Origin of the sequence: Hymenobacter gummosus (assembly GCF_003970915.1) — a bacterium.
GTDB classification, from domain to species: domain Bacteria; phylum Bacteroidota; class Bacteroidia; order Cytophagales; family Hymenobacteraceae; genus Solirubrum; species Solirubrum gummosum.
Genome location: NZ_RXOF01000005.1, coordinates 347,645 through 361,361 on the forward strand (window position 1 = coordinate 347,645; position 13,717 = coordinate 361,361).

The 13,717-nt window shown below is 66.0% G+C and carries 12 protein-coding genes; 11 read left to right on the top strand and 1 reads right to left on the bottom strand.

Annotated elements, in window-relative coordinates:
* Window positions 1–205: 205 nt before the first annotated feature.
* Together EJV47_RS11535 and EJV47_RS11540 are read left to right on the top strand one after the other, a co-directional pair.
* Window positions 206–1,711: a hypothetical protein gene (locus EJV47_RS11535; protein WP_126693301.1), complete on the top strand. Its 1,506-nt coding sequence runs from the start codon at window positions 206–208 to the stop codon at window positions 1,709–1,711.
* Window positions 1,712–1,776: 65 nt separating this feature from the next.
* Window positions 1,777–2,340: a DUF4252 domain-containing protein gene (locus EJV47_RS11540; protein WP_126693302.1), complete on the top strand. Its 564-nt coding sequence runs from the start codon at window positions 1,777–1,779 to the stop codon at window positions 2,338–2,340.
* Window positions 2,341–2,604: 264 nt separating this feature from the next.
* Here the strand turns inward: EJV47_RS11540 and EJV47_RS11545 are convergent, their stop codons facing one another.
* Window positions 2,605–3,897, bottom strand: a complete 1,293-nt coding sequence (locus tag EJV47_RS11545; protein WP_126693303.1) for an aminopeptidase P N-terminal domain-containing protein — start codon at window positions 3,895–3,897, stop codon at window positions 2,605–2,607.
* A gap of 144 nt (window positions 3,898–4,041) precedes the next feature.
* Here EJV47_RS11545 and EJV47_RS11550 point away from each other — a divergent pair, with 144 nt between their 5' ends.
* The 9 genes from EJV47_RS11550 (at window position 4,042) to EJV47_RS28420 (ending at window position 13,707) form a co-directional block, all read left to right on the top strand.
* Window positions 4,042–4,581 (top strand): hypothetical protein, encoded by a 540-nt coding sequence (locus EJV47_RS11550; protein WP_126693304.1) that lies wholly within the window; start codon window positions 4,042–4,044, stop codon window positions 4,579–4,581.
* 190 nt (window positions 4,582–4,771) lie between these two features.
* Window positions 4,772–5,230, top strand: coding sequence for a hypothetical protein (locus EJV47_RS11555; RefSeq protein WP_126693305.1), 459 nt, complete (start codon window positions 4,772–4,774; stop codon window positions 5,228–5,230).
* A 73-nt stretch (window positions 5,231–5,303) separates the two neighbouring features.
* Window positions 5,304–6,356, top strand: coding sequence for a glycosyltransferase family 9 protein (locus tag EJV47_RS11560; protein WP_126693306.1), 1,053 nt, complete (start codon window positions 5,304–5,306; stop codon window positions 6,354–6,356).
* A 387-nt stretch (window positions 6,357–6,743) separates the two neighbouring features.
* Window positions 6,744–7,982 carry a M16 family metallopeptidase gene (locus EJV47_RS11565; RefSeq protein WP_126693307.1) on the top strand — a complete coding sequence of 413 codons (1,239 nt, stop codon included), beginning with the start codon at window positions 6,744–6,746 and terminating at the stop codon, window positions 7,980–7,982.
* Between the two features lie 169 nt (window positions 7,983–8,151).
* The gene (locus EJV47_RS11570) at window positions 8,152–8,601 is read left to right on the top strand and encodes a YDG/SRA domain-containing protein (protein ID WP_126693308.1); all 450 of its coding nucleotides are present in this window, start codon (window positions 8,152–8,154) and stop codon (window positions 8,599–8,601) included.
* 181 nt (window positions 8,602–8,782) lie between these two features.
* Entirely contained in the window at window positions 8,783–9,430 is a 648-nt protein-coding gene (locus tag EJV47_RS11575; protein ID WP_126693309.1) for an O-methyltransferase, read from the top strand.
* Between the two features lie 116 nt (window positions 9,431–9,546).
* Window positions 9,547–12,573, top strand: a complete 3,027-nt coding sequence (locus EJV47_RS11580; protein WP_126693310.1) for a TonB-dependent receptor — start codon at window positions 9,547–9,549, stop codon at window positions 12,571–12,573.
* 268 nt (window positions 12,574–12,841) lie between these two features.
* On the top strand, window positions 12,842–13,279 hold the full coding sequence (locus EJV47_RS28415; RefSeq protein WP_207895881.1) for an NAD(P)H-binding protein: 438 nt from the start codon (window positions 12,842–12,844) through the stop codon (window positions 13,277–13,279).
* Window positions 13,216–13,707 (top strand): Rossmann-fold NAD(P)-binding domain-containing protein, encoded by a 492-nt coding sequence (locus EJV47_RS28420; RefSeq protein ID WP_207895882.1) that lies wholly within the window; start codon window positions 13,216–13,218, stop codon window positions 13,705–13,707. The genes EJV47_RS28415 and EJV47_RS28420 overlap by 64 nt, the downstream gene beginning before the upstream one ends.
* The last annotated feature ends 10 nt before the right edge of the window (window positions 13,708–13,717 follow it).

Consider the following 13,717-nt stretch of genomic DNA (forward strand, 5'->3'; position numbering starts at 1 on the left):
TCGAACACGCGGTTCAGGTGGGCTCCGGCGGGTGGATTTTTCAGGTAGGTTCTACTGCCCTGTACCGGCTATGATTTTAGCGCTGCCTTGTGAATTCTCTCCCGCCCGCGCATCCTAACTGGCAGCCTGCCCGAAAGTCCTTGCGGCGTTTAGGGCGTTTTGCCGTATTTTAGTAGTGCCCCGCGCTAAGCTGCCTTCCGCCGTTATGACTCGTCTTTTACCGCTGCTCTTGTTGCTGCTGACGCCCCTGCAGGCGCTGCGGGCGCAGTCGGCCCCCACCCAGCCGCTGCGCCTGGAGCTGAACCTCGACCCGGACTACACCGACGCGCGCGTGCTGCCCCTGGCCGACTCCACGGTGGCCCTGTTCGTGGATACCTCGCCCAACGGCTCTTTCCGCCCGCAGTACCGCTTCCACCACTTCGACAAGCAGCTGCGGCCCCTGCGCGAAGTGCTGGTGGACGTGCCCCGCGAGTTTCGCCTGGAACAGGCCGCTGCCGCCGCGCCCTACGCCTTTGCGCTGTTTCAGTCGCAGTACCAGCCGGCCAAGTTTCAGGTTTACCGCCTCGATTTGCGCACGGGTGCCCTGCTGGGCTTCGCCTTCGATACCAAGCTCGTCGATAACCTCTACGACCTGGAGGTGCTCGACGGCAAGCTCTTCGCCACGGTGCAGGTAGAGCACCACCTCACCGTACTCCACGTGGACGTGGAGGAGGAAGAGTTTCGGCTGCTGCCGGCCGTGTACGAGCAGGCACCCACCGAGCTGACCTTCCTGCCCGACTCGGCCACCCAGCGGGCGGGCTACGTGGTGAGCCAGTCCAACGGCTTTCTGGCGCGCCTGCAGGTCAAGCAGCTCTCGGCCCGCGGGCAGCTGATGGCCTCGCGCTTCATCCAGGCCGAAAGCGGCCGCGGCCTCATCACCGCCCAGCTCAGCCCCGGCGACACTTCGCAACGCCTGGTGGCCGGCACCTACACCCTGCGCGACCCGCGTTACTCCCAAGGCCTGTTCGCCTCCAATCTGCCCGGCGACCCGACGCTGCGGCCCCCGCTGCGCTTCTACGACTTCGCGGTGCTCAAGCACTTCTTCGACTTCATGAACCCGCGTCGGGCCGCCCGCGTGCGCGCCCGCAGCGCCGAGCGGCGCGCCGCCGGCCGCGAGCTGCGCCTGCGCTACCGCATCCTTACTCACCGCATGATTCCCTTCCAGGACGGGTACGTGATGGTGGCCGAGGTGTACTATCCGCAGTACCGCACCGGCGCCAACTACGGCTGGGCCAGCTACGGCACGCCGCGCATGTTCGACACCTACCGCTCCACCCACGCCATTGTGTGCGGCTTCGACCGGTACGGTACCCTGCTGTGGGACAACACCTTCGTACTGAAAAACGCCGAGCAGAGCACCCTGGCCGAAACCGTGCGCCTGCGCCCCCTGCCCGACGGCCAGCGCCTGGCCATGGTGTACATGGATGAGGAGAAGCTGCGCTACAAAATCGTGGACCGCACGGCCAGCTCGCCCAACGACTTGCACGTGGACATCCAGACCAACACCCAGGGCCTGCGCGAGAAAACCCTCTCCACCACCCAGGCGGGCGTGCTGCCCTGGTACGGCAGCCGCTACCTGGCCTACGGCTTTCAGCGCGTGCGCACCGAGCACGGCCCCGCCCGGCAGGTGTTTTTCCTGAACGCGGTGGCGTTTGAGGACGCGGGCCGGTAGCGCTGCCATATCCCCGGGCCGGGCCGGCGCGTAGGAGGGGCTATTGTCACCTTTCCCCTGCGCATATGAACCTCTCCCGACTGCTCCGTTTCTGGCCCCTGCTGGTGCTACTGTGGCTGGGCGCCTGCCGCGCCGCCGGCCCCGAAAAACCCGCCCGCACCGTGGCCGAGTTCTTCAACAAGTACGAAAGTCGCTCCGGCTTCCGAGCTACTTCCTACCAGCCCGATTTCCTCACCCGCATCGTGCTGGGCCGCCTGGGCAAGATATCCGACGCCGAGGCCCTGCAGGCCGTCACCAACATTCGTACGGTGCGCGCCATCACCTTCGCTCCTACCTCGGCCAGCTCGCGCGACCTGAACGAGCGGGGCCTGCAGAACGAGGTGGACGGGCTGCTGCGCAACGAGCGGTACGAGCCCCTCTCGACCCGGGAAACCAGCGCCGGCAACGCCCAGTACCGCTACGCCGTGCGCCGCTCCGGCGACAAAGTAACCGAAGTGGTAGCCACCGGCCGCCAGGCCGACGCCCCCGAGTCCTTCGTCATGCTGGCTGTGAGCGGCAACTTCACCCAGAGCCAGGTCGACCAGCTCACCAAGATTCTGCCCGGCATGACGGGCGAGATTCTGAAGTAAATCACCTCTTGGGGTCGATTACGCCGGCTCGGTTGGCCGTCATTGCGAGCGAAGCGCGGCAATCGTTCCTCCCGAGGCACGGCGGCTCAACTGGCAGAAACCGAAAATCCAGCAGAACGAAAACAGCACCGCCCGAAACTGCAGATACCAGTTTCGGGCGGTGCTTCTTATATCGTCGTACCTCGGGAGGAACGATTGCCGCGGCTGCGCCTCGCAATGACGGCTAACCGAACCGAGCTGGCGCAACCGGCCTGAATCCGCGCCTTAGCCGCGGGCCATCAGCCGCTCAATGTCGTCGGCTTCCAGCGGAATGTCGGCCATCAGGTCTTCGCACTGCGAGCGGGTGATGACCACGTCGTTTTCCAGGCGGATGCCCAGGCCTTCCTCGCGGATGTAGATGCCCGGCTCGACGGTGTAGACCATGCCCGGCTCGAAGGTGCGGTACTTGGCGCCCACGTCGTGCACGTCGAGGCCGAGGTAGTGGGAAGTGCCGTGCATGAAGTACTTCTTGTAGAGCGGCGCGGCCGGGTCCTGGTTGTTCACGTCGCCCTGGCTCAGCAGCCCGAGGCCGATAAGCTGCTGCTCCATGAAGCGGCCCACGCCGGCGTGGTATTCCTCGATGTTATTACCGGCCACCAGCTGCGACTTGGCGTACTGCATCACGCGCAGCACCGCGTCGTACACTTCGCGCTGGCGGGGGGTGAACTTGCCGTTGACGGGGATGCTGCGCGAGAGGTCGGCGGCGTAGTTGGCGTACTCGGCCCCGAAGTCGAGCAGGATTACGTCGCCGTCCTTGCACTCCCGGTCGTTCGAGACGTAGTGCAGCACGTTGGCGTTTTCGCCCGAGGCAATGATGCTGCCGTAGGCCGGCCCGCGGGAGCCGCTGCGGATGAACTCGTGCACGATTTCGGCCTCCAGCTCGTACTCCATCACGCCCGGCTTCACGAAGCCCAGCAGGCGGCGGAAAGCGTTGCCGGTGATTTCGCAGGCCTTGCGCATCAGCCGGATTTCCTCCGGGTGCTTGATGGCGCGCAGATGGTGCATGATGGGCGCGGCGCGCTTGTAGTCGTGCAGCGGGTACTGCCGGCGGATTTCCTGGATAAAGCGGGCGTCGCGCGTTTCCACTTCCACCACGGCGCGGATGTGCTCGTTCGAGTTCAGGTACACGTGCTCGGCTTCGTTCATCAGCGCGGGCAGCACCGATTTAAAGGAGTCGAGCCACATGATGGTCTGGATGCCGGACTGCTCGCGGGCCTGCTGCTTGGTGAGCTTGTAGCCTTCCCAGATGAGAATATGCTCGCTGGTTTCCTTTAAAAACAGGATTTCGCGGTACTGCGGCAGCTTGGCGTCGGGGAAGATGACGAGGATGCTCTCTTCCTGGTCGACGCCCGAGAGGTAGAACAAATCGTTGTTCTGGCGGAAAGCCATGGTGCCGTCGGCGTTGGTCGGCATCACGTCGTTGGAGTGGAAGATGGCCAGGGAGCCGGGCAGCAGCTGCCGCTCGAAGTTGCGGCGGTTCGTGGTGAAGAGGTCGGGCGAAATGGAGCCGTAGCGCATGATATCGGGAGTGGAGAAACGCGGGAAACGGGCCGCCGCAGCGGCCGGCTGCAAGTTAGGCGGATTGGGCGGATGGCAATTGGCTCCGCGCTGCCTACCTTACGTATGCCGATTTGCCGATATTTCCAGCCCGGTTATTTCCCTATGAAAAAAGCCTTACTCCTGCTCGGCATCGGCGGACTGCTGCTGCCGGCCTCTGCAGCCCAGGCGCAGACCTGCCCGCCTCGCCGCACAAGCAATGCGGCCGCCTCAACGACGGAGCCTGCTCAGGCGCTGCCCAAGCTGGTGCCGGCCGCGCAGGCCCTGATAGTGCTCGACGGCTTTGTGCTGCCCGCTTCTACTATGCTGGATCAGCTTAATACACCACAGATTGTAGAAGTGTCAGTTCTGAAAGACGGCCTCCCGACGAGTTGCCGGCCCCCGCAAGACGTCGTCATCATCACCAGTCGCATTCCGTGGGCGGTGCAGGGCCCGCAGCCGCGCATCTACGCCACCCAGAAAGCCGCCATGCGCAGCATCCGGGGCCAAGCCATCGGCGGCATTCAGCTGCTGACGGTGGCCGAATCGGCGCGGTACGGGGCGGCGCCGGGCACGCAGTTGGTGCTGCTGACGCTGAAGGAGCAGCCGCAACCCCGCAAGCGGCTGCCGGAGCGGCAGCCGCTCGTGCCGGTCGGCCTGCAATAAGGAGGCCTGGCCAGCCCTGAATCAACTCCGGCTGCTCTGGACCTGATTTGCGCCGCCTGTGGGGCGGCCACCAGGCGGCGGCAGCGGTGGCCCCGGCAAACGCGCCCGTAGCCGCGCCGCCAACTCGCAGCCGCCCGGATACCTTTGCCGCTCGTCGGGCCGTACTTCCTCTCCGACCAACCCCGCCCTGATGAACCAGCCGGAAGGCTACGCCGCCGACCCCGCCATCGACCAGCCGCCCACTGCTCAGCCCGCTCAGCCCGCCCGGCGGGGCCGGGGCTGGGGGGCGCTGGCGCTGCTGAGCTGCCTGGGCCTGCTGCTCTGGTGCTGGCACTGGCTGACTTCCGCGCAGCTGTCGGCCGCCCCGGGCACTGCCGCCGAAACCAATCAGTACACCGTGGCGCTGCTGCTGATGCCCCTGGCCGTCGGCGGGCTGAGCATGGGCCTGAACCGGCTCTGGCGCGGGCGCTGGCTGCTGTGGCTGGCGTTGTTTCTGCTCATTGCCGAGGCGGTGCTGCTGATCGGGGCGGGCGGGGTGCTGCACTACCTGGACGCGGAAACGCCGACCACCACGGCGCTGCTGGCCGGGGGCATGGTCGGCTGCCTGGGCCTGGGCTACCTAGTGGCGCGCTGGCTGCGGCGGGAGTAGCCGCAGCCCGGACGCGACCGGTATAGCCCGAACGTCGGCCGGGCGGTATCTTTGCGGCCCGCCTCCCTTGTTCATGCCCCAGTCTGCGCCCCCTGCACCCATCCTGCTGATTCAGACCGCCTTTATCGGCGACGTTATCCTGGCCACGGCCCTGCTGGAGCGCCTGCACGCCACCGAGCCCGCAACGCCCGTCGACGTGCTGGTGCGCCGCGGCAACGAGGGGCTGGTGCAGGGCCACCCGCACGTGCGTCGGGTACTCATCTGGGACAAGAAAGCCGGCAAGTACGCGGGCCTGTGGCGCCTGCTGCAGCAGATCCGCGCCGCGGGCTACGGCCGCGTCTACAACCTGCAGCGCTTCGCCTCCACCGGCCTGCTGACGGCCTTTTCGGGCGCCCCGGAGCGCGTGGGCTTCGATAAAAACCCGCTGAGCCGGCTGTTTACGCGCCGGGTGCCGCACGGCTTTGTGCCGGGCCTGCACGAGGTGGGGCGCAACCTCATGCTGCTGGAGCCCCAGCCCGAAGGCCCGCTCACCCGCCCCCGCCTCTACCCTACTCCCGCCGACGAAGCCGCCGCGGCCCAGGCCGCCGGTCAGGCCCAGGGCAGGCCCTACCTCTGCATCGCGCCCACCTCGGTGTGGTTTACCAAGCAGTTCCCGCGGGCGCAGTGGGTGAAGCTGCTGCGCGCCCTGCCGGCGCAGTACACCGTGTTCCTGCTCGGCGGTCCGCCCGACACGGCCGAGTGCCAGGCCCTGCTCGACGAAGCCGGCCGGCCGGGCGTCGTCAACCTCTCGGGCAAACTTTCCCTGCTGGCCTCGGCGGCGCTGATGCGCGGGGCGGTGCTCAACTACGTCAACGACTCGGCGCCCATGCACCTGGCCTCGGCGGTGGATGCGCCCACCTGCGCCGTGTTCTGCTCCACGGTGCCCTACTTCGGCTTCGGGCCGCTCAGCTCCTTCGCCCGCATCGTGCAGCTGCCCGAGGAGCTGGAGTGCCGGCCTTGCGGGCTGCATGGCTACCCGAAGTGCCCGCTCGGCCACTTCCACTGCGCCCACGGCATCCAGACCAGCCAGCTGCTGGCCGTGCTGGCCGAAGCCGAGCAGCGGCCCGTGCAGGCGGCGGGCAGGTAGCCCCGGCCGATGGGCCATTGCTGGCCCTGGCCGATGGGCCATTGCTGGCGCCGGTTTAGCCGTCGAAGACGGCGTAACCGGTGCCTGGCATAAGGCAGGCTTTCAGCCTGAGGCCGGCGCCCGGACGAATATGCCTGGATTGACGCCGTAACGGTCCACGCAGGTTGGAAACCTGCTTTATACCGGGCACCGGTTACGCTTCACTTCGTTGCGCTAAACCGGCGCCAGCAACGGTGCTAGCTGCCCGAACCGTTCGTGGGGCTTGCCGGTTTATCTTTGTAGCCTTTGCGCGGCAGCCCCGAACGGCGCCGCGTTTTTCCCTCGCTCTTGCTGACTTCAAGCGCGCCTGGCGGCCCGACGGCCTCCCCCGCGCTGCTTCCTATATCCATGCTCGACTACGATTTTCACCAGTATCCCAACGGCATCCGGCTGTTGCACAAGCAGGTACCCCACACCAAAGTGGCCCACTGCGGCTTTTTGCTCGACATCGGCTCCCGCGACGAGCGGCCCGAGCAGTACGGCCTGGCCCACTTCTGGGAGCATATGGCCTTCAAAGGCACCGAAAAGCGCCGCTCCATCCACATCCTGAACCGGCTCGAAACCGTGGGCGGCGAGCTGAACGCCTACACCACCAAGGAGAAAATCTGCTTTTACGCCTCGCTGCTGAGCACCCACTTCGAGCGGGCCTTCGAGCTGCTGACCGATTTGACCTTCCACTCCACCTTCCCGGCCAAGGAAATCGAGAAGGAGCGCGGGGTGATTCTGGAGGAAATGGCTATGTACGTGGACGCCCCCGAGGACGCCATCATCGACGATTTCGACGCGGTGGTCTTCGGGCAGCACGCCTTGGGGCACAACATCCTGGGCACCCGGGAAAGCGTGTCGGGCTTCCAGCAGGCCGATTTTTTCCAGTTTCTGCGGGAAAACCTGCGCACCGACCAGCTGGTGTTCAGCTCCGTGAGCAACCTGCCCTTCCAGCAAGTGAAGCGCCTGGCCGATAAGTACCTGGCCCCGCTGCCCGCACAGCTCGGCGCCCGGACGCGCCAGGCTTTTGGAGAGTACCAGCCCCAGCAGCAGACCGAGACGCGGCCCATCACGCAGGCCCACAGCCTCATTGGCTGCCCGGCCTACGCGCTGACGGATGAGCGCCGCCTGCCCTTCTTCATGCTCACCAACATCCTGGGCGGCCCGGGCATGAACTCCCGCCTGAACCTGGCCGTGCGCGAGAAGTACGGCTTCGTGTACAGCATCGACGCCAACTACGCGCCCTACACCGATACGGGCCTGTTCGGCATTTACTTCGCCACCGAGAAGCGCCGCCTGGAGCGTACCACCCAGCTGGTGCTCAAGGAGCTGCGCCTGCTGCGCGAAAAGCCGCTGACCACCACCCAGCTGCACGTGGCCAAGGAGCAGCTGATGGGCCAGCTGGCCATGGCCGAGGAAAGCAACGGCGGCATGATGCAGCTGCTGGGCAAAAGCACCCTCGACCTGGGCCGGGTGGAATCGTTGAACGAAATCTTCACCCAGATCCGGGCCGTGACGGCCCCGCAGCTGCAGGAGCTGGCCAACGAAGTGTTCGGCGAGGCCAACCTGAGCAGCCTGCAGTACGTGCCGGAAGGACGGTAACGGAGGCTAAACCTTTCGTAGCGCAACTGTAGCGCGGGCTTCAGCCCGCGTCCGCCAGATAGTGACTCACTTATCCGGCCGATTTCGTTCTGCGACAACCGCCCGACCGGACGCGGGCTGAACCGCAGGAAGGCGCAGCCAAGCCCGCGCTACAGCATTCTGTTCTTCCATGCCTTCTATTTTCGGCCACGTCGGCTCCTACCTGCCCGGCGACACGTTTCGCTCCCGGCTGGAGCTGCGGCTGAGCGGCCTGCACCGGCCGGTGCGGGCGGGCATTGCCGGCTCGCAGCACACCGGGGCCGAAAGCATCGTCATGTCGCAGGTATACGAGGATGACGTCTTCGCCGAGGACGAAATCATCTATACCGGCCAGGGCGGGCGCGACCTGAAAACCGGCCACCAAACCACCGACCAGACACTCAACGACCGGAATCTAGCCCTGATGAAAAGCCAGGAAACCGGCCAGCCCGTGCGCGTTATCCGCAAAGTGTACGATGAAGAGCGGGCCGAGCAGGTGTTTCGCTACGAAGGGCTTTACCGCGTCGTCGGGCACGCGTACGAGTTGGGCAAGTCGGGTTTCGGCGTATGGAAGTTCCGGCTTCACCCGGCGCGCAACTAAAACCGTAGTGAATCCGAAGAGCGTTCCTCGCTCCGGGCAGCACACCACAGGAGAGCAAGCCGCGGCGGGCCGTCCATATTTAGCCCGCCGCTCCTCACGGATGACGAATCGGGCTGATTCCGACCCCGCATTTCCACCACGCTCCTGCTGCCCTAATCGTCCACAAAATCCGTGTAATCCGATGAATCCGGAAGAATCCGTGATGCGGTACGCCGACGAGCATACGTCCCCCGAGCCGCCTCTGCTCAGCCGCCTCGTGCGCGAAACGCATCTGCAGACGCTCATGCCGCGCATGCTCTCGGGCCACTACCAGGGCCGGCTGCTGGGCATGCTCAGCCAGATGCTGCGCCCGCGCCGGGTGCTGGAGCTGGGCACCTTTACCGGCTATTCGGCTTTGTGCCTGGCCGAGGGCCTGGCGGAAGACGGGGAGCTGCACACCGTGGAGCAAAACCCCGAGCTGCGCAGCCGGGTGGAGCGCTACGTGCGGGAAGCCGGTCTGCAGGGCCGCATCCACCTGCACATCGGCGACGCGGAGCAGCTTATTCCGAAGCTGCCCGAAACCTGGGATATGGTGTTTATCGACGCCGACAAAATCCGCAACCACACGTACTACGAGCTGGTGCTGCCGCGGGTGCGCCCCGGCGGCTTCCTGCTCATCGACAACGTGCTGTGGAGCGGCAAGGCCCTGCCCGACTACCCGCTGAAGCCCGCCGACAAGGACGCCCACGCCGTGCGCGCCTTCAACGACTTTGTGCAGCAGGACCCGCGGGTGGAAAACGTGCTGCTGCCCATCCGCGACGGGCTGCTGCTGGTGCGTAAGCTGCACTAGCTCAGCCCGGAATTAAAGCCGGCTTAAAAAAATACGCCTGCGTATACCTCCTCCGATTAAACGTCCGCGTCGTTGCGCGGTCCATATCTCCTTAGTTGGGCTCCGCTTTTGCTGATATGAAACACGCTCTAGGGCTACTCTTTCCTTTGATTACCGTCGCGGCCCCGGGCCTGGCGCAGACCGTGCCGGTGAGCGGCCGGGTGCTCGATGCCAAGGATCAGGCGCCGCTGATCGGGGCCAACGTGCTGCTGACGCGCCTCACGGCCGACTCGGCCCGCACCGGCGCGGCCGTGGACGCGGAGGGCAACTTCGCGGTGCCGGCCGTGGAAGCCGGGCGCTACCGCCTCACGGTGTCGTTCTTGGGCTATCAGACCATCAAGCGGGCCGTGACGGTGAGCGGGCAGCCGCTGGAGCTGGGCACCTTGAGCCTGCAGGCCGGGGGCGTGACGCTGAAGGGCGTGGAGGTAACCGGCCGCGCCGCCGCCGCCGTGCAGAAGGGCGACACGGCCCAGTACGACGCCCGCGCCTTCAAGACCAACCCCGACGCCAACGCCCAGGACCTGATTACCAAGATGCCGGGCGTGACGGTGGACCCCAGCTCGGGCAAGATTCAGGCCCAGGGCGAGCAGGTGCAGCGGGTGCTGGTCGACGGCAAGGAGTTCTTCGGCAACGACCCGGACGCGGTGCTCAAAAACCTGCCCGCCGAGGCCATCGACAAGATTCAGGTGTACGACCGGGCCTCCGACCAGGCCCAGTTCACGGGCTTCGACGACGGCAACCAGCAGAAAACCATCAACATCGTCACCCGGCCGCAGTTCCGTAACGGGCAGTTTGGGCGGGTGCTGGTGGGCGCGGGCCAGGGCGGCGACAACCAGACGCGCTACCGGGCCTCGGGCAACATCAACTCCTTCCGCGGCAAGCAGCGCTTCTCCGTCATTGCGCAGAGCAATAACGTGAACGAGCAGAACTTCGGCACCGACGATTTGCTGGGCGTGGTGGGCGGCTCGGCCCGCGGCGGCGGGGGCGGCGGCCGCAACGGGGCCAGTGGCGGCGGCGGTGGCACCAACGCCTCGGGCAACTTCCTGGTGGGCCAGAGCGGCGGCATCTCGAAGACCAACGCGGTGGGCCTGAACTACTCCGACTCCTGGGGCAAGAAAACCGACGTGCAGGCCAGCTACTTCTTCAACCGCAGCGTGAACACGCTGGTCAGCAACACCGACCGGCGCTTCACCGCTCAGGACTCGTTGGGCCGTATTCTGCGCTACCAAGAAAACTCCAACACCGGCAGCACCAACATCAACAACCGCTTCAACCTGCGCTTGGAGCACAAATTCGACTCGGTAAACTCCGTGCTCTGGCAGCCGCGCCTCTCGGTGCAGAGCAACGACAGCCGCAACACCCTCGACGGCAACACCTACCGCGGGCAGCCCAGTTCGGAAACCATCGGGGAGCGGCGCAGCACCAACCTGAGCGACTACCGGGCCGACAACCTGGGCGTCAACTTCGGGCAGAGCCTGCTGTACCGGCGCCGCTTCCAGAAACGCGGGCGCACCTTCTCGCTGGGCCTGAACATGGGCTACAATACCCGGGAGGCCGAAAACTTCCTGAACTCCGTCAACGAAGACTACACCCGCACCACCCCGGGCGGCACGCCCACCGTTACGCGCACCGACCAGTTTTCGGACCTGGCGCAGACGGGCTGGCAGTGGAGCGCCAACGCCAACTACACCGAGCCGCTGAGCCCCAAGAGCCAGCTGCAGCTGAGCTACAACGCCAACTACACGCCCAACGACTCGGACAAGAAAACCTACAACCTGGACGGCACGACGGCGGAGTACTCGGTGTTTAATCCCGAGCTGAGCAACGTGTTTCGCAGCCGCTACCTCACCAACGCGGGCGAGGTAAGCTACCGCTACAACGACCGGGAGCTGCAGTGGTCGGTGGGCGCGCAGGTGCAGCACGCGCAGCTGCGCAACGACCAGGAGTTTCCGCTGGCCACCAGCACCCGGCGCAACTTCCTGAACGTGTTGCCCAGCGCCCAGATGCGCTACAATTTCTCGCGGCAGCAGAACCTGCGCCTGAACTACCGCATGCGCACCCAGGCACCGAGCATCAGCCAGCTGCAGGAGGTGGTCAACAACTCGAACCCGCTGCAGATTACGACCGGCAACCCAAACCTGCGCCAGGAAAACAACCACAACCTGTTTTTGCGCTACTCCTCGGCCAACGTGGAGAAGTCGACCTCGTTCTTCGCCCTGCTCGGCGGCTCCTATACCAGCAACAACATCACCAACAGCACCCGCATCTTCAGCCGCCCCACGGAGTTTCGCGGCGTCATCGTGCCGGCGGGCGGGCAGGTAACCGAGCCGATTAACCTCGACGGGCAGTACTCGCTGCGCACCTTCGGCAACTACACCCTGCCGCTCAGCTTCGTGAAATCGAACCTGAACCTGAACGCCAACGCCAACTTCGCCCAGACGCCGGGCCTGGTAACGGTGACGGGCGTGGAAGGCCAGCAGCTCAACTACAGCCGCACGCCCAGCTTCGGCTTCGGGGCGGTGCTCAGCTCCAACATCAGCCCGAACCTGGACTTCACGCTCTCGTCGAACTCCACCCAGACCTACGTGCGCAACACGGCCCAGCCCACGGCCGACCGCAACTACTTCCGGCAGAACACCAACCTGCGCTTCAGCTGGATTATCATCAAGGGCCTCACGGTGCAGTCGGACGTGGCCCACGTGGGCTACTCGGGCCTGTCGGAGGGCTTCAACCAGAACTACGTGCTCTGGAACGCCTCGGTGGGCAAGAAGCTGTTTGCCCGCCAGCAGGGCGAGCTGAAGCTCTTCGCCTTTGATATTCTGAAGCAGAACCGCAGCATCGTGCCGAACCAGACCACGGCCTACGTGGAGGACGTGCGCACCAATATTCTCACGCGCTACGTGATGCTGATGTTCACCTACAACATCCGCAACTTCCCCGGCAACAAGGGCGGCGCCACGCCCGACCTCGACCAGCCCCAGCCGGAGGAGCGCCGCGGCTTCCCCGGCGGCCGGCCGGGCGGCTACCCCGGCGGGGGCGCCCCCGGCGGCTTTCCGGGCGGTGGGCCGGGTCCCGGCGGCCCTCCCGGCGGTGGTCCCTATTAATGCTTAGCCCAGCGGGGCCGGTGGAAACGCTGGCCCCGCTTTGGTTTCCTGTAGACGGTGCGGCGCAAAGGGCTCGGCGCTGGCCGTGTGCTGCCCGGCCAGCAAGAGTATCAAATCTTTTAAATTTAAATCATTTGATACTCTTGCTGGCCGGCACCAGAAGTATCAAATCTTTTCAGTGAAAATTATTTGATACTCTTCACGTCGGCTGGGTCAAACGTGCGCCCGGACTGCCCATAGAGCCAAGCTGCATCACCCCCCCAGCACCATGCACATCATCCTTGGCGCCACCGGCCACGTGGGCTCGGCCGTGGCGCGGGCCCTGCTGCAGCAAGGGCAGCCCGTCACCGTAGTTACCCGCGACGCGGCCAAGTCCGCCGACTGGCAGCAGCGCGGCGCCCAGGTGGCCGTGGCCGATGTGCGCGACGCGGCAGCCCTACGCCGGGTGCTGCAGCAGGGCCGGCGGCTGTTCCTGCTCAACCCGCCCGCCCCGCCCGACTCCGATTCGGCCGCCGAGGAGCGTCGCACCTTGCGCAGCATTCTGCAGGCCATCGAAGGCTCGGGGCTGGAGCGCATCGTGGCTGAATCAACCACGGGGCCCAGCCCGGGCGCCGCATCGGCGACCTGGGCGTGCTTTATGAAATGGAGCAGGCCCTGGCCGAGCAGTCCGTTCCGCACAGCATCATCCGCGGGGCCTACTACATGAGCAACTGGGACGGTTACCTCGACGCCGTGCGCCAGTCGGGCGAGCTGGCCACCTTCTACCCCGTCGATTTCCGCCTGCCCATGGTGGCCCCGCAGGACATCGGTCAGCTGGCAGCCCGGCTGCTGACGGCCCCGACCGTGGAGCGCGGCCCGCACTTCGCCGAAGGTCCCGCCCGCTACTGCCCCGCCGACGTGGCCGCGGCCTTCAGCGCCGCGCTGGACCAGCCGGTGCGGGCCGTGCAGCTGCCGCGGGCGCAGTGGCCGGCCACGCTGCGGGGCATGGGTTTTTCGGAGGCGGCCACCGAGTCGTTCGTGGCCATGACGGACCTGACCCTGCAGGGCGACTTTCCGCGCCCGGAAGCCACCGAGCGGGGCCACACCACGCTGCAGGCCTACGTGCAGGCGCTGGTACAACGGGCGGCGCGCTGAGCCCCGACGG